The sequence below is a fragment of the Aeromicrobium endophyticum genome, from assembly GCF_003586285.1.
In the GTDB taxonomy this organism is placed as follows: domain Bacteria; phylum Actinomycetota; class Actinomycetes; order Propionibacteriales; family Nocardioidaceae; genus Aeromicrobium; species Aeromicrobium endophyticum.
On record NZ_QUBR01000001.1, the window covers coordinates 1,086,427 to 1,112,263 of the forward strand.

At 69.5% G+C, this 25,837-nt stretch carries 16 protein-coding genes and 2 tRNA genes; 8 read left to right on the forward strand and 10 right to left on the reverse strand.

Features of this window, described 5'->3' with window-relative positions; translation table 11 throughout:
* Nucleotides 1-208: 208 nt before the first annotated feature.
* Together DX116_RS05315 and DX116_RS05320 are read left to right on the forward strand one after the other, a co-directional pair.
* Nucleotides 209-1,723, forward strand: a complete 1,515-nt coding sequence (locus DX116_RS05315; RefSeq protein ID WP_199715932.1) for a sugar transferase — start codon at nt 209-211, stop codon at nt 1,721-1,723.
* Nucleotides 1,723-2,898, forward strand: coding sequence for a glycosyltransferase (locus DX116_RS05320; protein ID WP_199715933.1), 1,176 nt, complete (start codon nt 1,723-1,725; stop codon nt 2,896-2,898). Before DX116_RS05315 ends, DX116_RS05320 begins: the two co-directional genes overlap by 1 nt.
* Here the strand turns inward: DX116_RS05320 and DX116_RS05325 are convergent.
* Together DX116_RS05325 and DX116_RS05330 are read right to left on the reverse strand one after the other, a co-directional pair.
* Nucleotides 2,792-3,826, reverse strand: coding sequence for a glycosyltransferase (locus DX116_RS05325; RefSeq protein WP_119703124.1), 1,035 nt, complete (start codon nt 3,824-3,826; stop codon nt 2,792-2,794). The two genes, DX116_RS05320 and DX116_RS05325, sit on opposite strands and share 107 nt — an antisense overlap.
* A complete protein-coding gene (locus tag DX116_RS05330; RefSeq protein WP_119703125.1) occupies nt 3,819-5,690 on the reverse strand; it encodes a glycosyltransferase in 1,872 nt (623 codons plus the stop codon). The genes DX116_RS05325 and DX116_RS05330 overlap by 8 nt, the downstream gene beginning before the upstream one ends.
* 257 nt (nt 5,691-5,947) lie before the next feature.
* Here DX116_RS05330 and DX116_RS05335 point away from each other — a divergent pair, with 257 nt between their 5' ends.
* The 4 genes from DX116_RS05335 (at nt 5,948) to DX116_RS19735 (ending at nt 10,104) form a co-directional block, all read left to right on the forward strand.
* Nucleotides 5,948-7,330 carry a polysaccharide biosynthesis tyrosine autokinase gene (locus DX116_RS05335; protein ID WP_119703126.1) on the forward strand — a complete coding sequence of 461 codons (1,383 nt, stop codon included), beginning with the start codon at nt 5,948-5,950 and terminating at the stop codon, nt 7,328-7,330.
* A 217-nt stretch (nt 7,331-7,547) separates the two neighbouring features.
* Nucleotides 7,548-7,931 (forward strand): hypothetical protein, encoded by a 384-nt coding sequence (locus tag DX116_RS05340; RefSeq protein WP_119703127.1) that lies wholly within the window; start codon nt 7,548-7,550, stop codon nt 7,929-7,931.
* A 94-nt stretch (nt 7,932-8,025) separates the two neighbouring features.
* On the forward strand, nt 8,026-9,807 hold the full coding sequence (locus DX116_RS05345) for a DUF4012 domain-containing protein (protein WP_119703128.1): 1,782 nt from the start codon (nt 8,026-8,028) through the stop codon (nt 9,805-9,807).
* Nucleotides 9,808-9,867: 60 nt separating this feature from the next.
* Nucleotides 9,868-10,104 (forward strand): hypothetical protein, encoded by a 237-nt coding sequence (locus tag DX116_RS19735; RefSeq protein WP_147393590.1) that lies wholly within the window; start codon nt 9,868-9,870, stop codon nt 10,102-10,104.
* Nucleotides 10,105-10,108: 4 nt separating this feature from the next.
* On the opposite strand, the gene DX116_RS05350 is transcribed toward DX116_RS19735, so the two are convergent.
* On the reverse strand, nt 10,109-11,011 hold the full coding sequence (locus DX116_RS05350) for a WD40/YVTN/BNR-like repeat-containing protein (protein ID WP_147393591.1): 903 nt from the start codon (nt 11,009-11,011) through the stop codon (nt 10,109-10,111).
* Between the two features lie 101 nt (nt 11,012-11,112).
* On the opposite strand from DX116_RS05350, the gene DX116_RS05355 reads away from it, so the two are divergent.
* Nucleotides 11,113-11,541: a VanZ family protein gene (locus DX116_RS05355; RefSeq protein ID WP_119703130.1), complete on the forward strand. Its 429-nt coding sequence runs from the start codon at nt 11,113-11,115 to the stop codon at nt 11,539-11,541.
* Here DX116_RS05355 and DX116_RS05360 read toward each other — a convergent pair.
* Together DX116_RS05360 and DX116_RS05365 are read right to left on the reverse strand one after the other, a co-directional pair.
* Nucleotides 11,513-12,523, reverse strand: coding sequence for a GGDEF domain-containing protein (locus tag DX116_RS05360; RefSeq protein ID WP_158591908.1), 1,011 nt, complete (start codon nt 12,521-12,523; stop codon nt 11,513-11,515). The two genes, DX116_RS05355 and DX116_RS05360, sit on opposite strands and share 29 nt — an antisense overlap.
* Nucleotides 12,524-12,851: 328 nt before the next feature.
* Nucleotides 12,852-12,941 (reverse strand) — tRNA-Ser (locus DX116_RS05365).
* A gap of 248 nt (nt 12,942-13,189) precedes the next feature.
* On the opposite strand from DX116_RS05365, the gene DX116_RS05370 reads away from it, so the two are divergent.
* The gene (locus tag DX116_RS05370; RefSeq protein WP_119703132.1) at nt 13,190-14,476 is read left to right on the forward strand and encodes an HNH endonuclease signature motif containing protein; all 1,287 of its coding nucleotides are present in this window, start codon (nt 13,190-13,192) and stop codon (nt 14,474-14,476) included.
* A gap of 80 nt (nt 14,477-14,556) precedes the next feature.
* On the opposite strand, the gene DX116_RS05375 is transcribed toward DX116_RS05370, so the two are convergent.
* The 5 genes from DX116_RS05375 to DX116_RS05395 all read right to left on the reverse strand — a co-directional run bounded on the left by DX116_RS05375 (nt 14,557) and on the right by DX116_RS05395 (nt 25,753).
* Nucleotides 14,557-15,012, reverse strand: coding sequence for a hypothetical protein (locus DX116_RS05375; RefSeq protein ID WP_119703133.1), 456 nt, complete (start codon nt 15,010-15,012; stop codon nt 14,557-14,559).
* A 69-nt stretch (nt 15,013-15,081) separates the two neighbouring features.
* Nucleotides 15,082-15,170 (reverse strand) — tRNA-Ser (locus DX116_RS05380).
* A gap of 70 nt (nt 15,171-15,240) precedes the next feature.
* Entirely contained in the window at nt 15,241-16,296 is a 1,056-nt protein-coding gene (locus tag DX116_RS05385) for a hypothetical protein (protein ID WP_119703134.1), read from the reverse strand.
* Nucleotides 16,293-17,114 carry a carbon-nitrogen hydrolase family protein gene (locus DX116_RS05390; RefSeq protein ID WP_119703135.1) on the reverse strand — a complete coding sequence of 274 codons (822 nt, stop codon included), beginning with the start codon at nt 17,112-17,114 and terminating at the stop codon, nt 16,293-16,295. Before DX116_RS05390 ends, DX116_RS05385 begins: the two co-directional genes overlap by 4 nt.
* Before the next feature lie 50 nt (nt 17,115-17,164).
* The gene (locus DX116_RS05395; RefSeq protein ID WP_147393592.1) at nt 17,165-25,753 is read right to left on the reverse strand and encodes an isopeptide-forming domain-containing fimbrial protein; all 8,589 of its coding nucleotides are present in this window, start codon (nt 25,751-25,753) and stop codon (nt 17,165-17,167) included.
* Nucleotides 25,754-25,837: the final 84 nt, after the last annotated feature.

The following is a 25,837-nucleotide window of genomic DNA, read 5'->3' on the forward strand; positions in this document are numbered from 1 at the left end:
CGGCGAGCATCGCGAGGAGCAAACCCTGTGACCTCTGTCTCCCCTGCCGCGGGGATCCCTAACTGACGCGGAGGGATTGTGCGGTTCGGCGATTCTCGCCTGTTCCAGCCCCTAGAGTTGCTGACGCTGAGAGTCACGAGTGGGAGCAGTGCCTCTTTAAAAAGCTAGGGAGAGAGCTTTGAGCCAATCGACCGCGCATGCGCATGCGGTGCGAGGGGACATCGCGTCGTCGCGCCCGGAACCCGACGACGCCGTCCCTGCCCTCGATCCCGCCAAGCCCCCTATCCGTCACCGCGGCCCCGAGTGGCGCAACACGTACGCGACCCGGGCAGCGGTCACCGATGCCATCGTGCTGGTCCTGGCCACCGCCGTCGCCACGGTGTGCCGCTTCGGCTTCGAGCCAATCAGGTCCGCAGGCCACTACTCGTCCACGTACCTGCTCATCAGCGCGATCATCGCCGTCAGCTGGTGGCTGGCCCTGACGCTCTACGGGACCCGTGAGCCCAAGATCGTGGGCGAGGGCGTGGACGAGTACCGCAGGATCATCCGGGCCACCTTCGTGACCTTCGGGTGCGTCGCCATCGTCTCGTTGCTCATCAAGTCCGATCTCTCCCGCGCCTATCTCGCCGTCGCATTCCCGCTCGGGCTCGTCGGGCTCCTTCTCGGACGCAAGCTGCGGCGCAAGTGGCTGGCCAAGGAGCGCCAGTCGGGCCGGCGCACCTCCAACGTCCTCGTGATCGGCGGAACTCGGACGGCCAAGCACATCACCGCGACCATCGACAGGTCAGGCACCAGCGGATACCGCGTGACCGGCGTGTGGGTACCCGACCGGCTCGAGAGCCTGAACGAGTGGCTCGACCTACCGGGCCGCTTCGTCCCCGTGCTCGGGACATCGCGCACCCTGGCGGACGCCCTGGTCATCTCGGACGCCGACACGGTCATCGTCTCCGACACCGAGCACCTCGGCCACGACGGTCTGAAGTCGCTGGCCTGGGAGCTCGAGGGGGCCGACATCGACCTGATGGTGTCGCCCAACGTGATCGACGTCGCCGGCCCGCGCATCCATCTGCGTGCCGTGGCCAACATGCCGCTCCTGCATCTCGAGGAGCCTCGCTACGCGGCGGCCTCGAGGTGGGGCAAGGTGGTCTTCGACCGGTCGTTGGCCACTCTGGTGCTGCTGGTGTTCTCGCCCTTGGCTGTCGCCGTCATGATCGGCATCAAGCTGACGAGCCGCGGCCCCGTGTTCTACCGGTCCACTCGCGTCGGTGTCCGCGGCGAGACGTTCGACATGCTGAAGTTCCGCACGATGGACGTGGGAGCCGACCAGCGGACGTCCGAGCTGTTGTCGAGCAACGACGGCGCAGGCCCGCTGTTCAAGATGAAGGACGATCCTCGGGTCACCAGTGTCGGTCGCCTGCTGCGGCGCTACTCGATCGACGAGCTGCCCCAGCTGATCAACGTCCTCAAGGGCGAGATGAGCATGGTCGGCCCGCGACCTCCCCTTCCGTCAGAGGTCGAGGCCTACGAGGGCAACATCGGAAAGCGCCTGCTCGTCCGCCAGGGGATCACCGGGCTCTGGCAGGTCAGCGGGCGATCCGATCTCACGTGGGAGGAGTCGGTTCGTCTCGACCTCGACTACGTCGAGAACTGGTCCATGGCCCGCGACCTGCAGATCATCTGGCGGACGGTTCGAGCAGTCATGCAGACGAAGGGTGCGTACTAGTGCGGCTCACGCGACGCCGGTCGTCGACCAAGAGCGTGGCCATCATCGGCACCCGCGGCTATCCCAGCTACTACGGCGGTTTCGAGACGGCCGTGCGACACATCTCCCCACACCTCGCCTCGCGCGGGTGGGACGTGTCCGTGTACGGACGCCCGGGGCAGACCCGACCCGACGACGCGGGGTTCGACCCTCGCGTGAGATCGGTGATCACCCGGGGCCTCGACTCCACCTCGCTCAGCACGCTCAGCTATGGCCTGACGGCGTGCGTGCACGCGTTCTTCCGCAAGCCGGACGTCGCCCTGGTCATGAACGTGGCCAACGGCTTCTGGCTTCCGCTCCTCAGGCTTCGCGGGATACCCACCGTGGTCAACGTGGACGGGATCGAGTGGCACCGCGCCAAGTGGGGACGCCTGGCCAAGGCCATGTTCCGCTGGGGCGCCACGTTCACGGCCAAGTTCGCCGATGAGCTGGTGTTCGACGCCGAGGCGATCGCCGACTTCTGGCTGCGGGAGTTCGGGCGCACCGGCACCTTCATCCCGTACGGCGGAGAGACATCAGAACCTCTCCCCGTCGAGGACGGCCTCACGTCTCGGCGCTACGCCTTGATGGTGGCCCGCTTCGTCCCGGAGAACACCATCAGCGAGTTCGTCGAGGCCGCGAGCGACATCTCGCGCGACTACGACGTCGTGCTCGTCGGCTCGGCCCCCGAAGGCAGCCGACTGCACGCAGAGGTCTCAGAGCTCGACGGAAGCAATCCCCGCGTGCACTGGTTGGGCCACGTCAACGACGACCGCCGGCTCTACTCGTTGTGGCAGCACTCGGGCGCCTACTTCCACGGTCACAGTGTCGGCGGGACCAATCCCGCCCTCGTGCAGGCAATGACGCTGGGCGCGCCCGTCGTCGCCCGCGACACCGTGTACAACCGCGAGGTGCTGGCCGACGCGGGGCTCTACTGCTCGCCGGAGCCCGCCGCGATCGCCGATGTCGTCCGGCACATGATCGAGAACTCGTCGGAGTACCGTCACAAGGCTGCCGAGCGTGCCGCCGACGCGTACACGTGGAGTGGCGTCAACGACGCCTACGAAGCAGTCCTGCTCGACCAGCTCGACGCAACCGCTGGCCAGTCATCTCCGACAGCGCCGTCCCGACGCGTTCGACGTAGGCCTCGAGGCTGAACGTCCTGCGCCAGTAGTCGCGGATGCGCTCCGCCCGAGCGGGGTCCGTCACCGCTCGATCGACGATCTGCGGCAGCAGAGCGCGATCGGCGTCGATCGTCGAGACGAACTCTCCGTCCACGTAGCCGTCCATGCCGCGTGAATCGGTCGCGACGACAGCGACTCCGGCCTCCAGCGCACCGACCATCACCATGTGGCCTGCGGCCCGGTGGCCGGCCTTCAGAGGAAGGAACACGACGTCCGCCGCGGCGACCTGGCGGCCGAAGTCATCGGCCGAGAGCCAGCCCGTCCTCGTCACGGACGAGATGGTCCCTGCCCACTGGGCGGGCTCACCGCCATCAGCGATGACGAGGTGGACGGGCGTCTCTTCACGGCGGACCTCTTCCTCCAGCGCGTGCATCGCGGCAGGGTCGCGGTCCGACGAGCCGCCGACGAACACGCGAACCGCGTCCGAGGGCTGACCGGCGTGCTTCGGGTAGCCGAGGGTGTTGCCGTACCGCACCGCGATGGCCTGCCCGCCAGCCTCGGACCACTCCGCGGCTTCGAGGACGGCGAGGGTCACCACCGGCCGATCCCGGATGATCGCCCGCAGCAGGCGGTGGCTCCTGGATCCGACCTCTGCGTAGACCCCCGTCACGGCGACGCGTCTCGCGCCGGTCGCGACGAGGGCGACGGCGATCCACGGGTTCGCGGCCAGGTACGGCCCTCCGCGGCCGAGCAGCCGGGCCTTGACCGCGATGACCAGCGAGTCCAGCCCGAGCCCGAGCGCTCGAGACCCGAACCGGTAGCCCGAAGGCGTCGCCCACCCGCCACGCACGACCGCCTTGACGAAACCCGAGCGCAACCAGACGCCGTCTCGCTCAGGATCGGCGGCTCCCAAGGCGACCAGCGTGAGCTCCCGCTCGCTGCGACCCCTAGCGCTACCCATCGGCCCACCGGGACCAGTCCGCGACAGCTCGCGAACGCCACCTCGCCGCCAGACCTTCTGCGTACGAGTCGTCCATGTCGAGCCCCCTGCGTATCGCCCTGGTCCAGCCGTCGGGCTCGTCGGTATCCACCAGCAGCGGAGAGCCCGTGCCGAGGAGATCGTCGAGGCTGGTGCCGCTGGGCCCCACGACCAGCGTGGACTGCTCGAGGCAACGAAGGGCGATGCCGCTCTGGAAGAACCGGCGATACGGGATGACGACCACCTGGGCGTCGGCGATGAGATGGTCCAGCTCGGCCTCCGGGACGAAGCGGGCGTCGACCGTCCACCCCTGCACGTCGGGCCACCCGCGGCCGACGATCTCGAGTCGTGCGTCCGCTCCGATCTGCTGCGCGATCCGCTCGAGCGCCTCGACGTCGCGATCGCGCTTGTACTGGCCGAGCACGCGGATGGCCGGTCGGACGTGGTCGGCCCTGTCGGCACGGACCCGCTCGAGCATCGGGTGCGGGAGCAGCTCGCTGCGGAACCTCGGCAGGTGGTCGGCGAGCACGTCCTGCGCCTGAGAGCTGTGAGCGATCACGCCGACTCGCCGGGCGAAGGCGGTGGCCAGCCGCCTGCTCGTCCGTCCGTAGCCGACGGCACCGACCAACGGATCGGGATCGTGGATCACGATGCTCGCGCGGCCCGTGACGACTCGGAGCACGAGCAGGTCCAGGTAGCCGAGCACCGGCCACGTGACGATGACGCGAGCCGACGACCGTTGTGCCCGCACGCTCGACCTCGCGCTCAGCAGCAACGACAGGTAGTCGCGGACCCAGCGGAGCCGAGACTTCGACGACGCGGAGGGTTCGTCCGTCGAGAAGATCTCCGACCTCACCCCCCCGGCGCCGAGGGTGTCGCTCAGCTCGGCCGCGTAGTGCGCGAGCGCTCCTCCGAGCGGGTTGACCACCGCCACGTACGGCACCTCGTGCGAGACCTGTCGGCCGGGAAGGGGTCGATCGACGTAGCCGCGCAGCAGTGGCCCGACGCTGGTCAGGTCACGGCGCTTGATGATGTCGGCCGCTGCGCGTCGGGCGAGCACCAGGGGGATGGCCGCCGAGCGCGCCGTGGCCGCCCGCCTCTTGTAGAGGAGCCGGAGGTTGCGGGCGAAGTAGAACGGAGGCACCCCACCCGAGCTCTGCCAGACCACGGCGGACGGGACCCAGATGGTCCCGCGCCCGCGCGAACGCAGTCGAAGGTGCAGCTCGGTCTCCTCCATGTACAGGAAGAAGGCCTCGTCCGGCCGGTTGTCCCTGATGTCGGGCCACCGGTAGACGACGAAGGCGCCGTCCACCCAGTCACGCGCCTGCGGCCCGGTCGCGCGGAGATCCTCCGGACGACCCCGGTGGCTGTGGTGTGCGGGCAGCTGCAGCCACCGGGACAGGTACCCGCCGGCAGACCAGACGACCGTCTCTCCCGACGCCTCGTCGGTCGTCACCAGCGTCGGGCCGGCCACAGCGGCGTCGTCCGTGTCCTTCAAGGCGCGCACGAGCTCGGGCACTGCCCCCGCTCGCGTCCTCACCTCATGCGTGGCGACGAGGAAGAACTCCCACCGGTCGTGCTGGGCGCGGAAATGATCGATCGCCACGTTGATCGCCGCTGCGTACCCGCGGTTCGTCTCGTAGACGACCTCGACGCCGTCGGGAAGACCCGCCTCCAGCGCTGGCCGGTCGCCCGGTCGCTCGCTGTTGTCCACCACCAGCAGGTTGCTGGTCAGCACCCCTTCGCCGACGAGGGCTGCGACGGTCCCGGCCACGGTCGCCAGGCTGTTGTGGTGGATGACCACCGCGCACACGAGACCCAGGTCGGGTGGGACGACGCCCTTCATGACGCCGTACCTCGCCGCAACCACACGACCACGCGAAGCGTCATGACGAGCAACCTGTGTCTCGATTCCGGCCAGTTGGATACGACTTGTCGGCCAGGCTACTGACCATCGGGCGCTCGTGGACACACACGGGGCCACGAGCGCCGTGACGTGAGTCTCGTGTGCGCACGGTCGTCCGAGTCATCCTGCGTCGACCGCGCTCGGGATAGACTCGGTGGCCGTGACCCGTACCGGCTCACCTCCCGGATGGAGTACTTGTGGACCTGCGCGACTATCTGAGGGTCATCCGCGCTCGGTGGGTGTTGATTGCGGCCACCGCGCTCGTGACCGTCGCGATCGCGGCCGTCCTGACGTGGCAGGCCACGCCGCAGTACTCGTCGTCCGCGCGGATGTTCGTCTCCACGCAGGGCTCCACCGAGGATGCCGGCCAGGCCAACCAGGGCGGTCAGTTCTCGGTGCAGCGGGTGAAGTCGTACGCAGATCTCCTGACCGGTCAGGAGATCGCGCGGCGGGTCGTCGAAGACCTCGACCTCGACGAGACGCCGGCCGCACTGGCCGGCCAGATCTCGGCAAGCACGAAGCTCGACACAGTCATCCTCACCGTGACCGTCACCGATCCCGACCCGGCGCGCGCGAAGATGCTGGCCAACGGCGTCGCCAAGGTCTTCGTCACCTACGTCGCCGAGCTCGAGACGCCGCCCGGCAAGGACGAGGCCACCATCAAGGCCACTGTCGTCGATCCCGCGTCGGAACCGTCCACCCCCATCTCGCCGCGTCCGGTCCGCAACATCGGGCTGGGCCTCATCCTCGGTCTGATGCTCGGCGCCGGCATGGCCGTCCTGCGCGAGACGCTCGACACCACGATCAAGTCGACGAAGCAGCTCGAGGCTCTCGTGCCGGCTCCCATCCTCGGCGCGATCAGCTACGACACAGCAGCGGTCGACACTCCTCTCATCACGGAGCTCGACACCTACGCTCCTCGCGCCGAAGCATTCCGGGTGCTTCGCACCAACCTGCAGTTCATCGACCCCGATGCCCACCACAAGGTCTTCGTGGTCACCAGCTCCTTGCCCGGCGAGGGCAAGACGACCACTGCCGCGAATCTCGCGCTCGCGCTCGCCGAGGGCGGTGAGAAGGTCGTGCTCGTCGAAGGAGACCTCCGTCGGCCGAAGGTCGCCGAGTACCTGCGCCTGGAGTCGGCGGTGGGCCTCACGACCGTCCTGATCGGCAAGCTGTCGCTCGAGGACGCGATCCAGTCGACGGCCAATGAAGACCTGGCCGTCCTCACGAGCGGCTCGACGCCGCCCAACCCCGCCGAGCTGCTCAAGTCGGGCGCCATGGCGAGCCTCATCGCCTCGCTGCGCGAGACCTACGACATCGTGCTGATCGACGCCCCGCCACTGCTGCCCGTGACCGACGGCGCACTGCTCGCGGCCCAGGCCGACGGCGCACTGCTCGTCGTCCGCCACGGCAAGACGACGACCGACCAGGTGACGCTCGCCGTCGAGCGGCTCGAAGCCGTGGGCGCATCGCCGGTCGGGATCATCTTCAACATGACGCCGGCCAAGGGTGGCGGCGGCTACGGGTACGGGTACGGATACGCGCCGGAGGGACCCTCGTCCCGGACGTCGACCACGTAGATCTCATGTGACTTAGGTCACATGAGATCGGGCTCTAACGAGCGAACCACGCTCAAGTTACGACTGATCTGTCGGGCAACGAGGATACGCCGTGTTTCGCGGCCGTGAAATCTGTCTTCTCTGGTGCGCGTATGGACTTTCGTCCCCTAGGCTTGGCACAGAATTTCACCCCTCGCTTCACCCCCACCTGGCACTCATGCCAAAGACAAGGACAACCATGAAGAAGATTCTGATTGCGTTCATCGCATCGATCGCTCTGGTTCTCGGCACGGGAGCCTTCGTGGGCAGCGCCTCGGCCGCTGACTACCCCAGCACCGTCCCCACCAAGCCGTCGGTGCCCAAGACCAAGACGGTCGAGCCGGGCGAGACCTTCAAGGTCACCATCAAGATCAAGGCCGGCAACGCCAAGGTCAACGGCACCCTGACCGTCAAATACAACGGCAAGACCTACAAGGTCAAGGTCCGCAAGGGCGTCGCCAAGTTCAAGGGCAAGGCGCCCAAGAAGGTCGGCAACAAGACGATCAAGTACACGTTCAAGCCGTCGAAGGGCTCGGTCTACAAGAAGAGCACCGGCAAGAGCAAGCTCCGGGTCCGCAAGTAGTCATCGAACGCTCGGGCGTTCATCACAGGAGTGGGGCTGCCGTTCGGCAGCCCCACTCCTTCGTGTCTGAGGCATCAACCAGGGAGTCAAGACCGTGAGCAAGCCCCGCAGCACACCGACAGCCGCGACCAGACGCCGCGGGCTGCAGGTCGCGCTCGTCGCGGTCGGCGTGCTGGTGGTCGTCGGCCTCGGCCTCGCCGTCTACGGCTACACCCAGCTGTCGTCCGCGCGCGACGACATCGACGTCGCCACCACCAGCGCCTCCGAGCTGCAGTCGGCGCTCGAGTCGGGTGACCAGCCCGCTGCACGGAGGTCGCTCGAACAGCTGCAGGGCAGCATCGGCGACGCCGACTCCACCCTCTCGGGTGCCATCTTCTCCGTAGCCGCGAAGCTGCCGGTCGCCGGCAAGAACGTCAAGGCCGCCCGCACCGTCACCTCGTCGCTCCGCACGGTCGCCGACGACGGACTGCCGCCTCTGGTCGACATCGCCGACCAGTTCAACGGCAAGACCTTCAACCCTGCCGGCGGCACGATCGACGTGGGCGCCATCGCCGCCATCGGGCCCAACGTCACGACGTCCGCACGGGTGATCGACGCGGCATCGGCCGAGGTCGGCGCGATCGACGCCTCGCAGCTGACCGGTTCGCTGCAGGGACCCGTCGAGGACGTGCAGGACAAGCTCTCCCACGCAGCCACGGTGGCCCAACGGGCGACCACCGCCTCGTCCGTCGTCCCGCAGATGCTGACCGGCAAGCACTCGTACCTGCTGCTGTTCCAGAACAACGCCGAGATCCGCGCGACCGGCGGCCTGCCCGGCGCCTATGCCGTGCTCGACGTCGACAACGGCAAGATCTCGCTCGGCCCGCAGGGCTCGGGCGCCTCCATGGGCGACCTCCCGTACAAGGCCACGCCGATCTCGCAGGAGGAGACCGACCTCTTCGACACCAAGCTGGTCAGCGACTTCCGCGACGCCAACTTCACGCCCGACTTCCCACGGGCGGCCGAGATCGACACCACCATCCTGGCCCGCGAGAAGGGCGTCGATGTCGACGGCGTGCTGTCGATCGACCCCGTGACGCTCTCCTACGTGCTCGAGGGCATCGGCCCCATCACCCTCGACGACGGCTCGACCCTCACCGCGGCCAATGCCGTCGACGTGCTGCTCAACGGGGTCTACGTCAACCTGCCGGAGGCAGACGCCCAGGACGCGTTCTTCGCCTCCGCCACCGAGAAGATCTTCGACAAGGTGCTGGCGGGGCAGGGTGACCCCACCGCCCTGCTGAAGGCCCTGACCCGCGCTGCGAACGAGCGACGTGTACAGGTGTGGACGAAGGACGCGGCGATCGCCGACCGGCTCGGCAGCTCCGCCGTCGCCGGCCGGTTGCCCACCGGCAAGGACGCTGCCCCCGCCCTCGGCTTCTACCTGAACGACGCCACCGGCGCGAAGATGCAGTACTACCTCGACTACGACATCGACGCCACGGCGACGAAGTGCTCGGCGTCCGGCGTGCAGACCTACACCACGTCAACGTCGTTCACGTCGTCCGCGCCCGCCGACTCCGCACAGCTGCCCGACTCCATCAAGGGACCCGGCTTCGGCGCCGAGCCCGGGTCGATGCTGATGAACTACTACATCTACGCACCCACCGGCGGCACGGTCACCTCGGCGACGATCGACGGCGACGACGTCTCGTACCCGCTCAGCCAGGACGGCCGCGGCGTCGACCTGGTGACGGTGCAGGTCGACCCGGGCCAGACCGTGACCGTCAAGGCCACGATCGTCTCGGGCACAGGCCAACGGGGGCCGGCGAAGCTGCTGGCGACCCCCTCGATCAAGCCCGGCTCGAAGAGCACGGTCGTCCGCAGCGCCTGCTGACCCAGAGCTCTGCCGCAGCGAACTCCGTGACTCGTCGGCCTGCGACGACTACGATGGACGGTGCGTTCAGCACCTTGCGCGGACCTAGGAGAGAAGGGCACCCGCACCATTCCCGCCAGAATCGACCAGCTGCTCGTCGCCGCGATCGTGGACGACCCGACGGTGCAGATCGTCTACACCACCGCCGTGACCCCCGACTCGTACTCCCGAGCCATCGAGGACGGGCGCATCGTGTTCTACGTGCACCCGATGCACCAAGCGGTCGTCGAGTCCATCGTGAGCGGGCAGAAGAGGTAGCCCGTCAGGGCTGCATCCACTCCAGGCCGTTGTTGGCGCTGCTGTAGACGTCTTGGTCGACCACCGCGAACAGCGAGCTCGAGGTGGCGGCGATGGCCCGGGCTGGCTCGCCCGAGATGCAGCCGCCCGGGGTCCACGTGACGCCCCCGTCGGTCGTGCTGAACGCGTTGGCGGCGCAACCATTGAAGCGGGCCAGCGCGAAGCCGGCGCTCGGTGTCAGGAAGGTGCTGACGCGGACGTTGTCGAGACGGCCCAGCGGGACCCAGGTCTTGCCGTCGTCGCCCGAGCCGACGATCGATCCGTCCGCGCACGAGACGCGCCCCGACCGGTCGGTCACCTGGCTGATCGAGGTGACGACGCAGCCGTCGGCGGGCTTCGAGCTGCGATCGGGGGTGACGACCGTCGCCGGGTCGTCGGGACGCGGGTACCAGAGGTCGACGTCGTCGGCCGGCGTCCAGCTCTTGCCGCCGTCGGAGCTGACGACCTGCCGCACGTCGCAGTCGGGCGTCGTACCGACGACCGAGATCGAGGACGCGTCCTTGGCGCGCACGGCGAGGATCGTGGTGAGCCCGGTCTGCGCCGTGGCGAAGTCTGCGCCGCCGTCGGTCGAGACCTGCACGGTGGCAGCCGGATCGGTGCATCGCCCGCGGGTGCCGTAGACGATCGTGCCGTCGTTGGCAGCCGACATCGCGACGGCCTCGGCGGCCGAGAACTCGTACGGCAGCTGCTGCGACGCGCCGGCGCTCGACGCGGCCGACGGCGACGGAGTGGGTGACGCCGAGGCCGTGGCGCGGGGGGCCTCGGATGCGGACGGCGTCCCGTTGACATGCCTCACGGCACCCACGACCAGGATGACGTCCACCACCACGAAGACGGCCAGGAGCAGGCGCTGCACGAGGGGACTCACGCGTCCGAGCCTAGTCGTTGCGCCCACCCCGGCAGTCCCACGTGTCGCAGCAGACACATGGCATCCGTGGCCGCCCACCACCTGCTCACTACGCTTGGGAGATGCGTTCACGCCTGCTCCTGCTCGCCGCCGGAGCCTACGTGTCCGCCCTCGCACTCATCGGGTTGTGGAAGACCCCGGTCGACCGCAACATCGCGGTCGTCGACCTGGCGCCCGTCTCGTGGACGATCGCTCGCCTCGGCCTCACGCCGTGGGAGGGATACGACCTGATCGAGTTCACCGCCAACATCGCCCTGTTCGTCCCGCTGGGCGTGCTGCTGCTGATGTGGTGGCGTCGCGGCGGGTGGCTGCACGCCACGGCGGTGGCCTTCGCGACGAGCCTGATGATCGAGGTGCTGCAGCAGCTGCTGCGGCCGGAGCGGTACGCGAGCGCCAGCGACGTCGTCGCCAACACCCTCGGTGGCGCCGTCGGCGGCCTGCTGGTCGTGGCGGGCCGGCGACTCAGCCGGCGTCAGCCCGTCGCGTCATGAGGTCGTCCGCGATCACCGCGGTGCGCGAGCCCGTCCGCTTCGCCGTGTAGAGCGCGCGGTCGGCGGCACCGAACACCTCGGACATCGACACCGTCGACGTCTTCGTCAGCACGATGGCGGCGATGCCGGCCGACAGACCCGTGAGCGACGCGATCGTGGAGACGTCGCGGCACAGCACGTTGACGACCTGTTCGACCATGCCGACGTCGCGCCCGGAGACCAGGACGGTGAACTCGTCGCCCCCGGCGCGGGCCACGACGCTGGACTTCAGCGGCTCGAACGCCCCCGCGAGAGCTGCCGCTGCGGCTCGGATGACCCGGTCGCCCGCCGCGTGGCCCAGAGTGTCGTTGACCAGCTTGAGCTCGTTGATGTCGATCGCGACGATGGCGATGTCGCGAGCCGCCTCGTCACCGAGGTCGAACAGGCCCGCCGCGTGCTCGTCGAGCGCGCGGCGGTTGAGCAGGCCCGTGAGGGGGTCGTGGAACGCCAGCTGTTGCAGGTTCGCTTCACGGATCGAGCTCGAGACGGCGGCCGCCAGGATCGCCGCCAGCACCTCGGCGTACGCGACGGCGTCCTGGTCGAACGCCGAGTGGCCGACGTGCCGTGTCGCGTGCAGCTCGCCCCACGCCTGACCGTCCACGACGATCGCCGTGGTCAGGGATGAACCCTTGCCGACTCGGGCGAGGTGGGCGCGCTCGCGATCGGGCAGGTCCGGGTCCTCGATGCTGACGACCGAGCTCATGCGCTTGAGCATCGTGGACGTCAGGCGGTCGTCACCGGCGATGGCGTACGTCTCGTCGTCGGGCCAGCGCTGCTCGCCCGGTGCTAGATCGCCCACGTTGATGATCGTGCGGATCGCGTGGCCCTCGGGCACGATCGCGCTGATCGATACCGTCGCGGCGCCAATCGCGACGCACGCCTGCTCGGCAGCCGTCTCGAGGACGTCGTCGAGCTCCTGCCGGCTCGCGAGCAGGTGAGCCATCGTCGCAAGACTCTGCAGACCACTCGTCGCCTTGCCCATGGGTCTCCGTCAGTCTTGCTCGGCCGTACCTGTCCCGATCCGCAAGACTACCTGTGAATACTGAACATCGGGGCCGAAGTCGGACGATCGCCCTAGGTTGGCCTGCGGGTGGGTCGACGACGTCGTGTTCGAGGCATGCCGCCGCTCGGCGGCCACGCCCAACCCCCGCGGGCGGTGCACCCGCCACCGTACGAGCCCGAAACTCGCCCGAAACGGTGGCGTACGCACCGCCCGGCAGGGGGACGCGAGAAAGCCCCCGACCGGCATGAACCTGTCGAGGGCTTCAACGTGGCGGAGGTGGCGAGATTTGAACTCGCGAGAGGTTTAAACCTCAACCCGCTTAGCAGGCGGGCGCACTAGGCCACTATGCGACACCTCCCCCGCCGCACGCCGAAACGTGCAACCGGAACAGGATAGCGACCGCCAGGGCTCCGCCGCGAATCGGCCATCGTTTCCAGCGGGACGGGTGGCCTGTGGAGAGCCGAGAGTCATCGAGATCGAGATGTCCGCAGGCTGCTGTAGCGTCGAAGCGGGACGCTACTGAGCCCCGATTCATACTGCTATTGCAGCAAAACAGTTTCGCGCGTCTCTTGCGTTCAGCTCTCTCCCGTCGGTATAGTCGAACACATGTTCGAGCCGCTCATTCCCGTCGCGAAGGCACTCGCTGTCGTCCGGCTGGACGCCTATGGCTCGCTCGATCCCGCGCAGCAGCTGGCGGCCTGCGAGCAGCTCGCCCGGTTGGAGGCTCGCGTCAAGGCGCACCAGCTGGCGGCAGCGCGTGCAGCCGATGCGTCGAAGGCCGCCAAGAGCGTCGGCGCGACCTCCACGGGCGCCGCGCTCGCGAACTCGTTCGGCGGCGACCCCTCCGCGGCAGCACGGCTGCTCAACCAGGCCAAGAAGGTCAAGCCCGGCTCGGCCACCGAAGAAGCGCTGGCCCAGGGTGAGGTGTCGCTGGGGCAGGCCGAGCTGATCGCCGACAAGCTCGAGGCTCTTCCGGACGGTGCTACCGAGGCCCAGCGCGAGGGCTGCGAGACCCAGCTGCTCGACGACGCCACGAAGCTCTCGCTCAAAGATCTCGGCCGCCGGGCCGACCGCATCAGCGACACCTTCGCCGACGCAGACGACGTCGACGCCGCCGAGGACGAGATCGTGCGCAACCGCGAGGCGGAGGCGCGCAAGAAGTCGTACTTCTGGATGGCCGACCGCAAGGACGGCACCTACAAGGGTGAGTTCGTCATCCCCGAGGCCCAGGCCGAGATGCTCAAGAACGCCCTCGAGGCGCTCAACGCACCCCAGGTCAAGCACGACGACCCTGCAGCGGCCGTCTACGACGCGCCCCCAACCTACGGCCAGCAGCTGGCCGAGGCCTTCTGCACCTTCATCGAGCACATCCCTGGCGGCGGCCTCCCCCAGACCGCGGGCGTCGGCGTCACCGTGAGCGTGACGATCGAGCTCAAGTCCCTCATCGACGGGCTCAAGGCCGGCACCCTCACCACCGGGTGCCGCGTCAGCGCCTCCGAGGTACGCCGCATGGCGTGCGAGCAGGCCATCCTGCCCATGGTGTTCGGCGGAGAGCCGCTTCCGCTCGACTGCGGACGCGAGAAGCGCCTGTTCAACCGTGCCCAGCGCCGAGCGGCCGAGGCCCGCGACGGCGGATGCACCTTCCCGGGCTGCAGTCGTCCGCCCTCCTGGTGCGTCGGCCACCACGCCCGCAAGACCTGGGCCGCTGGCGGCACCACCGACCTGCGCGACATGGTGCTGATCTGCCCGCACCACCACCGCATCGTCCACGCCCAGGACTGGGACATCGTCTTCGCCGACGACGGGCATCCCGAGTACATCCCACCGGCGAGCATCGACCCGCGGCGACGGCCGGTACGCAACCACCGGTTCCGCGCCGACCAAGCGGCGTAGCGCTCACCCACACCCGGCACCGCCGGCCACACCACCGATCCCAGCAGGGACGGTGGCGTGTCCGCGGCGCTTCGGTGCGCTCAGGCGTCGGGGTCGGCGTCTGGATCGAAGCGGCGGTAGCCGTTGGCCGCGTTGAGGCGGTCGTACACGTCACGCACGAAGTCGGTGCCGCGCGCGCCGAGGTGCGCCAGCGAGAAGACCACCGACCCCTCGTCGGTGCGGGTGAACACGAGCTGACCGCCACCGATGCTGACGTCGTCGACCTCCGACCACGCCAGCCGCACCGGCTTGCCCGTCAGCGGGCCGCCCAACCGCACGCCCTGGGCGTCAGCACGCACCACGGCCGGGGGCAGCAGGGCCAGGCGCACCGCGTTGAGCAGCAGCGCCACCGCCAGCACCCCGATCCACTCCCACACGACGAAGGCCAGCATCGCCGCGAGACCGGCACCGACGACCTGCACCCCGACCGACCCCAGCACGAAGCGTCGGTCGAGACGGTACGTCGTGGCGGCAGAGGGAGGCGTGGTCTCGGACATCGCTCCATTGTCTCGCGCCACCCGCCGCGTCACCCCACGGGGCACGACGGGTGGCACCAGACCTTGCGGCAGAGGGGGCGGGATTCGAACCCGCGGCTGACATCGCTGCCAGCGAGCGCTTTCAAGGCGCTTCCGATCGGCCGCTCCGGCACCCCTCCTCGACGCAGCCCCGAAGCGCCGCGCCGTGAACGATTATCACACCGCGAGGGCCGATCGGCGCCACCGGTTCTACTTCAGGGGCGCAAACCGCGGAGGCTCGACGCGGACGATCTCCTCGATGGCGCGCGCCGCGCGCGCCGACCGCTGGCGCATGACGTAGCGCCGCGCGAGCAGGCCCACGCCGAGTCCGAGCACCGCTGAGTAGAGCGTCGAGAGGGCGATGTAGCTCGGGAACGCCCCCGGCGTCACCAGCGACGTCGACAGCACCGCCGTGCCGATGACCGCGAACACCAGCACCCACCAGCCCTCACGCCGCTTGGAGCGCAGGGAGACGCCGACGACGAGCGCCGGGAAGCCGATGAACACCTCCACAGGGCGCGGGACACCCTCGAAGGTCCGCCGCGACCACGTGACGATGTCGCTGAAGGCGTTGACCAGGATGTCCGAGCCGTGGCTGCGCACGAAGCTGCTGTAGGCCAGCACCAGCATCAGCAGGATGGCCGCACCGGCCAAGATGACAAGATTCTGCCGGCCCAGGCCGTGCAGGCCGGCGCCCAGGTTCCAGACCAGCGTGATGGCCAGCCCCAGCGCGATCGCGATCACGAGCAGGTTGAAGCGCTGGTAGTTGACCGGCGCGTTCCACGCGGCGACCGCCGTGGTGCCGCTCAACGCCACCAGGATCGTCAGGACGAACTCACGCAGCACCGCCACGACCGAGTCGGCAGGCCGGGTCACCAGCACGGCCCACACCGCCGACAGCACCGCCGTCACCGCAGCCGCCGAGGCCAGCAGCAGATTGGTCTCGACGAACACCGCGAGTGCCCCGAGCAGCGCCGTGATGGGCACCCACAGGCGCATGTGACCACCGCCGCGGTGCGTCAGGCCGATCGCGTAGACCACCATCAGCAGGGCGGCCGACGGCCGCTGGACCCAGCCCGGAGCACCGACCGCGACGACCGCGGTCAGCGTGCCGGCGAACCCCAGCACCCACAGGCCGAGGACCCCGCCCATGATCAGGCGGACCGTGCGCGCCGACTCGATGCGCGGCTCACGCGTGGGGAGGTCGTACTCGGGGAGCACCGAGGCATCGAGGCGGCGGCGTCCACCCTGTGCGGCGGGGCTCATGACGGGAGGGAGCTCTTTCGGGAGGCGGCAGGTCGTGGTGGTGCGAGTCGCCGGTTGGCGAGTGACGGGTTGACATCCCTCGTGCGCGCCACGTCGTCGGCGGCCAGGTCTGCGCGGAGGATCTCGGAGCCTGAGTCGGCCTCGACCACGATAGAGCCCCACGGATCGGCGACCAAGGAATGGCCGGTGTATCGATCGCCACCCTGGGCCGCGGCCACGACGTGCACGGTGTTCTCGATGGCCCGGGCCTGCAGCAAGGTGCGCCAGTGGTCGAGCTTGTGGTCGCCGGCGACCCAGGCCGCCGGGACGACCAACGTCTCGGCGCCCGCGTCGACCAGCTCGCGCGCCAGCTCGGGGAACCGCAGGTCGTAGCAGGTCATCAGGCCCACCGGACGGCCGGCGACGTCGATGACGACCGGCTCGATCTCGCCGGGCAGGAGTCGGTCGGACTCCTTGTAGCCGAAGGAGTCGTAGAGGTGGATCTTGCGGTACGTCGTGCGCAGCGACCCGTCCGGGCCGACGGCGACGAGGGTGTTGAACGGCAGGTCGTCGCCGGTGCGCTCGAACATCCCCGCCACGATCGTCGTGCCCAGGCGCCTCGCCTCGGCGGCGATCAGCTGGACGAACGGCCCGTCGAGGGGCTCAGCCGCGGCGGCCAGGTCGTGGTCGGCCGCGCCGAAGTCGTGCATCGACGCCTCCGGCAGCACGACCAGGTCGAGCGCGTCGTCGGCGGTCAGACCGGCCAGCTGAGTCGAGATGTGTTCACGGTTGGCAGCCGAGTCGATGTCCGCTGCGAGCTGGACCAGGGCGACACGCATACCGGCCATCCTGTCAGGTCGGACCTGAGAGGACGGCCGGCACACGAGGCTCAGCCGCGGTGGCTTCCGCTCGGCCGCCGGACCATGGTGGCACCGGCCAGCACGAGCACCAGCCCCACGAGCAGCACCCAGAACGCCGGTCCACCCGTGTCGGGCAGCAGCCCGTCCGGGCCGATGCCGTCGTCATCGTCCTTGACGTCGGGGGCGGTCACGGTGGCTCCGTTGCTCATGACCTTGCCGCCGCGGGACTCGTCGCCACCGACCACCGACGCCACGTTGACGATCTCGGAGCCGTCGGACGCCGTGATCTGGGTGTCGACGACGAGCTCGGCCCGCTGTCCCACCGCCATCGCACCAGCGTGGTCGCAGGTGACCGTGCGGCCCGACAGCGCGCACGTCCAGCCCTCGCCCGTCGCGCCCTTGAACGCCAGCCCCTTCGGCAGGGCGTCGGTGACCACGACCGGGGCCACCGTCTCGGTCGGTCCCGTGTTGGTCACGACGATCGACCACAGCGCGCGGCCGTCGCGATCGCTCTTCAGCGACTTCTTGATCGTCAGCACGGCGCTGCCCGCGACCGGAGCCGAGACCGACGACGTGTTGTCGTCCGGGTCGGTGTCGACCGAGGTCGAGGCGACGGAAGCGGTGTTGGCGACGGTCGGGTAGGCCGCCGCACCGACGTCGACCGTGAGCGCGATGGTCTCGGTGGCGTCGACCGCGAAGCTGCCGTCGCGGGTGCAGGTCACGACCTGATCCGCGACACCGCACGCCCAGCCGGCCGCCGTGGCCGAGACGTAGGTCAGGCCGGCGGGGAGCCGATCGGTGACGGTGACGACGCCGGGATCGGCGGTCGGGCCGTCGTTGCGCACCGTCAGGGAGTACGAGCCGCGCTCGCCCACGCGCAGCGAGCCCTCGAGCTTCTTGGTGACGGCCAGGTCGACCTTGGCCGGGACGACGACCTCGTCGGACGCGCTGTCGTTCTTCGGGTCGACGTCGTCGGACGACGTGGTGACGCTCGCGACGTTGGTGACGCCCGGGTACGCGCTGGGCGTCACCGTGGCGACGATCGTCAGCGGCGGAGCCGTCGCACCCGGGGCGAGCGGCGCGTCGAGGGTGCAGGCACCCGCGGCGCACGTCCAGTCGGTGCCCTCGGCGCTGACGAACGTCAGCCCCTTGGGCAGGGCGTCGGTGACCTCGACGTCGCGGGCCTCCGACGGGCCGTCGTTGGTGACCTCGACCTCGAACGACAGGTCCTTGCCGACCTCGACCGGACCCGCGTGGGTCTTGGTGATCGACAGGTCGACCTTGTCGGCGGGCGTCACGGTGTCGTCGTCGCTGTCGTTGCCGGGCACCGGGTCGGTCGTGCCCGACTCGACCTCGGCCGAGTTGACGAGCGTCCGACCCGACTGGTCGGCGGCGACGTCGACGAGCATCGAGAGCGTGGGCGCCTTCTCACCCGCGACGAGCGAGCCGCTGGGCTCGAGCGTGCAGACGACGTCCTGTCCGCCGGGGGAGACAGGGCCGGCCAGGCACACCCACGCGTCGTTGGACGACAGGTACGTCATGCCCGCCGGCAGGTGGTCGGCGATGGTGACGGGGCCCTTCGCGTCGGACGGGCCGAGGTTGCGCACCGCCAGGTCGAAGGTCGCACTGGTGCCCGCGACGGGGGTGCCCGTGTGCGACTTGACCAGCTCGAGGTCGGCGCTCGTCGTCGTGGTGACGGCGGCGTCGTCCTCGTTGTCGTCCTCGTCGTCGCCCGGGGTCGACGTGACGACCGACGCGGTGTTCGTCAGCTTCGTGTCAGCCGCGACACCGCTGCCGACCGTCGTGACCACGGTGATCGACGGTGCGTCACCTGGGGCCAGCACGCCACGCGTGCACGTCAGGGGCTCAATCTTGCAGTCCCAGCCGTCGCCCGAGATCGACTCGACCGTGACGCCGGAGGGCAGCAGGTCGGAGACCGCGATGCTGTCGGCATCCGACGGGCCCTCGTTGGAGACGTCGATCGTCCACGTCACCTTGTCGCCGGCGTGGACCGTCGAGACGGCCGCGGACTTGGCGACCTTCACGTTGGCCCGGTCGACGATCGTGGTGTCGTCGGCGTCGGTGTCGTTGTCGGGCTCGGGGTCGGCGTTGGGGCCGCTGACCGCGACGTTGTTGACGACGGTCGCGGGTCCGGCGTCGGCCTTCACGTCGAACGTCAGCTGGAGCGAGCGCGAGGCGCCGTCGACGAGGCCGTCCTCGTGGGTGCACGTGACGGTGCCGGCCTTCTCCTCGCACGACCAGCCCGCGCCGGATGTGCTCTTGTAGGTCATGCCGGTGGGCACGGTGTCCTTGACGACGATGGGGCCTGCCGTGTCGGACGGACCCTCGTTCGTGACCTTCACGCCGTACGTGATCGACTCGCCGGCCGTGGCGTCGCCCGTGTGGGTCTTGACGACCGCGAGGTCGGAGACGAGGTCGGGCGTGTTGAGGTCGGTGTCGGTCGAGCCGGTCGGGTCCTCCGTCGCGACGGCCTTGGCCGCGTTGACGATCTCGCCGGTGTGCCCGGAGGCGACGTCTACCGTGATCTCGACGCTCTTGGTCTTGCCGTCGCCGACGTCGACCGAGCCGTCGAGATCGCACGTGACGACCTGCCCGACCGCGGCGCACGTCCAGCCGTCGCCCCCGCCGCTGACGAAGGTCAGGTAGTCGGGCAGCTCGTCGGTGACCGTGACGCCGGTGGCGGTCGACGGCCCAGCGTTGGTGACGCCCAGGACGTACGTGGCCGGCGAACCGGCGACGGCCTTGCCTGTGCCCTTCAGCGACTTCTGCAGCGACAGGTCGGCGGTGCGCGTCGGCGTGCCGGTCGCGTCGTCGGTGTCGTTGTTCTCGGCCTGGGGCGTGCTGGGCTGGGGCGTCTTGCCCGAGACGGTGGCCGTGTTGACGACCTTGTCCGTCCGCGACGCCGCCACCGCGGCGACGACCGTGATCTGGCCTGCGGCCGTCTGGCCGACGGCCGGCAGGTCGGCCGAGCGGGTGCAGGTCACGACGCCGGCGGCGTGCGAGCAGTCCCAGCCGTCGCCCTTGGCCGACACGTACGTCGTCCCGGTCGGCAGCGTGTCCTTGACCGTGATCGGACCGCGCGAGGTCGACGGGCCGGCGTTCGAGACGTCGAGCGTCCACGTCGCGTCCTGGCCGGCGGTGATGATGCCGGTCAGGTTCTTGACGATCTTCAGGTCGGCCCTGGCCGTGACGCCGACCGTCTCGGTGTCGGAGTCGTTGTCGGGCTGCGGGTCGTAGGTGCGGCCGGAGACCTTCGCGGTGTTGACCAGGTCGGTGCCAGGCGCGATGTCGGAGTCGATCGTGCCCGTGGCCGTGAGGTCCGCGGCCGATGCGCCGGACGCGATCGACGCCGTGGCCGTGCACGTCCACACCGTGGCGGACGACGAGCAGCTCCAGCCGGTGCCGCTCAGCGAGAAGTCGGTGACGCCGTCGGGCACGGTGTCCTTCACGACGGCACCGACCGCGGGGTCGCCGCCGTTGTTCTTGACGGCGATCTTCCAGCTGAACGCCTCACCCGCGACAGGGGTGCCGACCGCGGTCTTCGTGACGGCCAGGTCGGCGGAGTGGATCCTCGCCTTGGCCGTGGCGGGGCCGGCGACGTACGAGCCCTTGCCGCTCGCGGTGGCGCCCGTCTGGTCCTCGGCATTGATCGTCACCGTGTTGGTGTGCGCCTTCGACGAGCCGGCGCCTGCATCGGTGAGGGCTCCGGTCTGCGGCGTGGCCGTGTAGGTGATGACGATCTTCTCGCCGGCGGCCAGGCCCTTCGAGGCCAGGTCGTTCCACGAGACCGTCTGCGGGTCGCCCGCGTCGTCGGTGCTCGGCGGCAGGGGCTGCGCGGGCGCCGATCCGACCTTGACCTGCGCGGAGTCGGCGTCGAGCGACCAGCTCTTGGGCAGCACGTCGGTGACGTCGACCTTGTAGGCCGGCGACTGACCGTCGCTCGTGACGACGATCTCGAAGTTCTGGGGCGAGCCGACGTACGAGACGTCGCTCCCGACGACCCGCTTGGTGACCGACGTGTGCGGCAGCTGCGGCGTCACCGAGGCCGTCGCGCTCGGCCCCTCGTAGGTGCGACCGTCGGACGGAAGGCTGGCGAACGACGCGACCTTCGCCGTGTTCACCAGCACACCGCCGGTGAGCTGGGCGCTGGGCGCGAGCGTCGCCTGGTAGGTGAAGGTCCTGGGGCGAGCAGCACCGCTCCCGATCGTGAGGACCGTGGCCGGCCACACGATCGTGCGGGTGCCGGCGACGTAGACGCCGCCACTGGCCTCGAGGGAGTCCAGGTCGACGATCACCCCATCCGGCACGACGTCGGTCACGATCGCGTTGTACGCGTCGCTGACGTTCGTGCCGGCAGGGTTCCACGCCTTGACGGTGTAGGTGAAGGTCTCGCCGGGGGCAGGTGCGGCGTTGCTGACAGCCTTGGAGACCGCGGTCTTGGGCTCCTGCACGGTGAAGGTCGCCGCACCGGAGGTGACGGACTTGTCCTGCACGCGGCCGCCCAGCACCGGATCGGCCAGGTCGGTGAGGTCCCAGCTCACCGTCGCGGTGTTCGCCATGGGCTTGCCGGCCTTGTTGCACTTCGGGTCGGAGGTCGAGGCGCAGTTGTCGCCGTTCACCAGTGCGGTGAACGTGACCTTGACCGTGCGCTCCTTCGTGGACGAGTCGAGGTCGCCGAGCAGCCAGCCGACCGTCTGCGCGCTCGCCGTCATCGGGGCGCCCGACGAGGGCAGGGTGCAGTCGCCGTCGGAGTCGCTGCAGGTCACGCTCGTGGTCTGGACGCTCGAGGCGTCGATGCCGAGCGGCAGCAGGTCGGAGATCAGCGCGTTGTAGAACTTGGCGTTGGCGGGCAGCGTGGCCTCGACGGTGTAGGTCGCGCGATCACCGATCGTGCGCTGCGACTGGGCGACCTTCTTGGTGATCGACGCCGCCGGCACGGTCAGCGTGGCGTTGGCACTGCGGGTCAGGACCTCCTCGACGGTCTTGTCGTTGAGCGAGTTCGACAGCGAGCTGCCCGTCACGGTGGCGACGTTCTTGTACGTCTGGCCGCCGGCTGCGTCGAGGTTGACCCTGACCGTGTAGGTCAGCGACTTGGTCTCGCCCGCCTTGATCGTGTCGGTCTGCCACGTGATGGTCGTGCCCGTCCCGGGCACGCCCTGACAGGCGTCGTTGGCCACGGTCGCGGCCTGGGAGGCCTCGGCCGGCAGCACCGTCACCGTCAGTCCGGCGGGCACGCAGTCGACGACCTGCGAGTCGTACAAGGTCGGACGCCCGGCGGCGTTGGACGCCTTGAGCACGTACTCGCGGCTCTGGCCCGCGCCGGGAGCGCTGTCCTGCGCCGGCGTCGTGGTCAGCGCCTTGGTGATCGCCGGCGACGGGTGGATCGGCGTGACGGACGACGTCGCGGTGACGTTGGCGACCTTGGGGCTCGTGGTGCTGACGGTCGTGGTGCTGCCGAAGGTCGCGGTGTTGCCGAGAGCGGTCGTCCCGGTGTGGCTCGGCGTGATCTTGGCCTTGATCGTGACCTCGAAGACCTGCGCAGCGTTCGTCGAGTTCGTGAAGGTCGCCGGCAAGGCCAGGCGGCCGGAGCTGGCGGTGAAGTCGCTGCCGGTGGGCAGATCACCCGATGCCGGCAGCGTGCCGTCGGCGGAGTACTTCGCGGCGGCGCTGACGAAGGTCAGACCCGTCGGCAGCGGGTCGGTGAGGACGCCGTTGTAGACCGTCGTCCTGGCCGGGACGCTGGCCCGGATGGTGTAGTCGACCGTCTCGCCGGGCACCGCCTGGTTGGCAGCGTTGTTCGTGTCGGTGACGGAGGTGCTGCTCTTGGTCAGGCCGACGGCCGGCAGGGAGACCGCGGCCGGGTCGCTCGCGGCGGCGGCGTCGTAGACCGTGGGCAGCACCAGGGTGTCGACGTTGCTGGCCGGGTAGTGCGTGATGCCGGCGGTGCCGAGGTTGGTCGGGGTCGTGAACGAACGGACGTACGCGGTGTTGGTGTAGCTCGTGCCGACGCTCGTGGCGGTGGGCACCGTGACGTCGTAGGTGACGCTCGTCCTGCCCGACGCCGCGACGGTCGCCGGGAGCACCCAGCGGATCGCGCTCAGGGTCGCCCGGGCCGAGAACATGGGGTGCCCCGTGGCGCCCGGGTCGGTGCAGGTGCCGCCGTCGGTGACGGCGGAGACCGTCGCACACGTGAAGGGCGCGGGCAAGACGTCCCAGACCTCGACGTCGCCGATCGGCGTGGTGCCGCCGTTGACGGTGTCGACCTTGAAGCGCAGCACGTCGCCGTGCTTGGTGACCTGGCTGTTGGCGTAGGCCGTGTACGGGCTCTTGGCGACCTGCTTGTCGATCGTCACCGGGGGGACGGGCGGCACCTGGAAGTCGGCGAGGTCGCGCAGCGACGACACGCGTCCGGCGCGGTCCGTCCAGCGCAGCTTGGCCAGGTTGCCCTGCACGTCGACGGTGCTCTTGGTGTTGGGCTGCACGATGGCGCTCAGCCGGAAGGCGAACACCTGGCCCTTGGCGACGTACCGCTGGGCGCCGACGTCCGTGCCGGGGTGCAGCGATGCGGTGCCCGCCGTCAGGGCCGTCTCGATGTCGGCGACCTTGTCGTTGAGCTCGACCGTGTTGACGCCCTGGACGAGCTTGAACGAGTCGGCCTCGTACTTCAGGTTGTCGGGCAGGTAGTCGGTGACGACGGGGACGCGCGTCGAGGTGTTGCTCGGGAAGGTCACCCGCACCTGGAAGCACACGCGGGAACCGACCGTGAACGGCGCGTCGCCCGCGGCAGCCTGCGTGTCGAACCAGTTGCCGGTCGAGCTGCTCGTCCACGTGGAGTCGTCACAGCTGTGGGGGGCGGCCGTGTTGCGCAGGATGCGCTTGTCGAGCGTCGGCGAGCCCGAGTCGAGGGTGGCCTCCGAGACGTCCTTGACCGACTGCGTGCCGGTCGCGCCGGTGGCGGCCACGGGGGTCGTCGTGCCGGTCAGGGCGACCTTGTTGGTGTAGGAGTCGCCGGCGGACGTCTGCTCGTCGCCGGTGTTGTACGTCGTGCGCATGCGCGCCTTGTAGCTGATCACGCGCTGGCGATCGGCGGCCGTGAGGTCGAAGGCCTTGAACGTCACGACGAACATGCCGTCGACGAAGTCGACGGTCTTGATCGCGTCGTTGCTGCCGGCCGGGGCGCACTGCCCCGAGCCGGCCTGGTCACGGGCGGTCTGCGTGTAGGTGCTCGCCGGCGCGTCCGACGGGCACAGGCCGTCGGGCAGGGTGTCGACCAGCGTGATGTCGGAGCCGTCGGTGTACTCGCTGGTGCGCACCGTCAGGTCGTACTGCACCTGGCCGCCCTGAGCGAAGGCGTCCGCGTCGCGGATCTTCTTCGCGACGGCGATGTCCTCGGACGTCACGGTGACGGAGTCGGTCGCGCTGACCGGGATGTTGGTCTGGCCGGCGCGGTTCAGGCCCTGGTAGGCGCCGGAGGCCATCGCCCGGTTGGTCAGCCCGATCTCGGAGCCGGTCTCGCGCGTCAGCGCGCCGGTGTTGTTGTCGAGGTTGGCCGTGGCGGTGAATCCCGCGGCCGGCATGACGTTGCTGCGCAGCGGGATGCCGGCCGCGTACGTGATGGTCGTGGTGGCGCTCGGCGCCAGGTCGGTGGGCAGCTTCCACTCGACGCGCGTGTAGACGCCGGCCGGGTAGCCGGTGGGGTTGTTGACGGTCGTGACCGAGCGCGGAGGCAGGCAGCCGTCGCCGGTCGTGATCACCGGGGTCTGCGTCAGGCTCGCAGCCCCGGGGTACTCGCGACCCGAGCTGTTGTCGACGCCGCCGCAGCCGAGGAACTCCAGCCCTGCCGGGAGGTAGTCGACGACCGTGACGTCGTTGGTCGCCATCCTGGCGTTGTTGGTGACCTTGAGCGAGTACCTCGTCGGACGGTCGTGCACGCCGCGCACGAGCTCGTGCTCCGAGCTCGGCTCGGACTTCTGCAGCTGCAGCGCCGTGACGGTGGTGGTGGCCGTGCCGGCCGCCGAGCTGATCGCGGCGTTGGCGACCAGGTCGCCCCGGGCACTGAACTTGGCGAGGTAGCGCTCGTTCTTGCTGACGTAGCCGGTGGCCTCGTTGGTGACCTGCTCGCCGACGCGGTACGCATCGGCGTCGGGCTGCACCTGGTAGGTCAGCGTGACGTCCGAGCCGTCCGGCAGGTCGGCGACGTTGCTCCAGATGAGGATCGTGCGCCCGGTCGGGAGGTTGTCGCTGCCCAGCTCGGCGATCTGCTGGGGATCGCCCAGGCCCTTCGGCGCGGACGTCGACACGTACGCGACGCCCTTGGGCAGGACGTCGCGGAAGGAGAGGTTGTACTGGACGTCGGCGTCGTCGTCCTTCGGGTTCGTCGCCGTGACCGAGTACGTGATCGGCGCACCGACCAGCACGCTCGCCGGTGCCGACTTGTCGAGCCGGATGCTCACCGGTGCCGCAGCGGCGGGCTGCGCGGTCGCCACGACCGACACCCCCGACACCGACAGCAGCGCCGCCATCGCCACCACGACCTGGCGGCGGGCAAAAAAGAAGCGCCGCGAGCGGCGCGAGAAACCAACGAACTGCACAGTCATCTTCACTCTCCCGGAGTAGATGAAACCAGACCAAAGTCCCGGTTGAAAAATAATCGGACACCTTGTCCCGAATTTGGTCGGGAC

Bases quoted from the DNA above. Each gene is read 5' to 3' on its own strand.
- DX116_RS05325 (WP_119703124.1), bottom strand. From the start codon at position 3,826: ATGGGTAGCGCTAGGGGTCGCAGCGAGCGGGAGCTCACGCTGGTCGCC.
- DX116_RS05330 (WP_119703125.1), bottom strand. From the start codon at position 5,690: ATGAAGGGCGTCGTCCCACCCGACCTGGGTCTCGTGTGCGCGGTGGTC.
- DX116_RS05340 (WP_119703127.1), top strand. From the start codon at position 7,548: ATGAAGAAGATTCTGATTGCGTTCATCGCATCGATCGCTCTGGTTCTC.
- DX116_RS05355 (WP_119703130.1), top strand. From the start codon at position 11,113: ATGCGTTCACGCCTGCTCCTGCTCGCCGCCGGAGCCTACGTGTCCGCC.
- DX116_RS05360 (WP_158591908.1), bottom strand. From the start codon at position 12,523: ATGGCTCACCTGCTCGCGAGCCGGCAGGAGCTCGACGACGTCCTCGAG.
- DX116_RS05370 (WP_119703132.1), top strand. From the start codon at position 13,190: ATGTTCGAGCCGCTCATTCCCGTCGCGAAGGCACTCGCTGTCGTCCGG.
- DX116_RS05375 (WP_119703133.1), bottom strand. From the start codon at position 15,012: ATGTCCGAGACCACGCCTCCCTCTGCCGCCACGACGTACCGTCTCGAC.
- DX116_RS05385 (WP_119703134.1), bottom strand. From the start codon at position 16,296: ATGAGCCCCGCCGCACAGGGTGGACGCCGCCGCCTCGATGCCTCGGTG.
- DX116_RS05390 (WP_119703135.1), bottom strand. From the start codon at position 17,114: ATGCGTGTCGCCCTGGTCCAGCTCGCAGCGGACATCGACTCGGCTGCC.
- DX116_RS05395 (WP_147393592.1), bottom strand. From the start codon at position 25,753: ATGACTGTGCAGTTCGTTGGTTTCTCGCGCCGCTCGCGGCGCTTCTTT.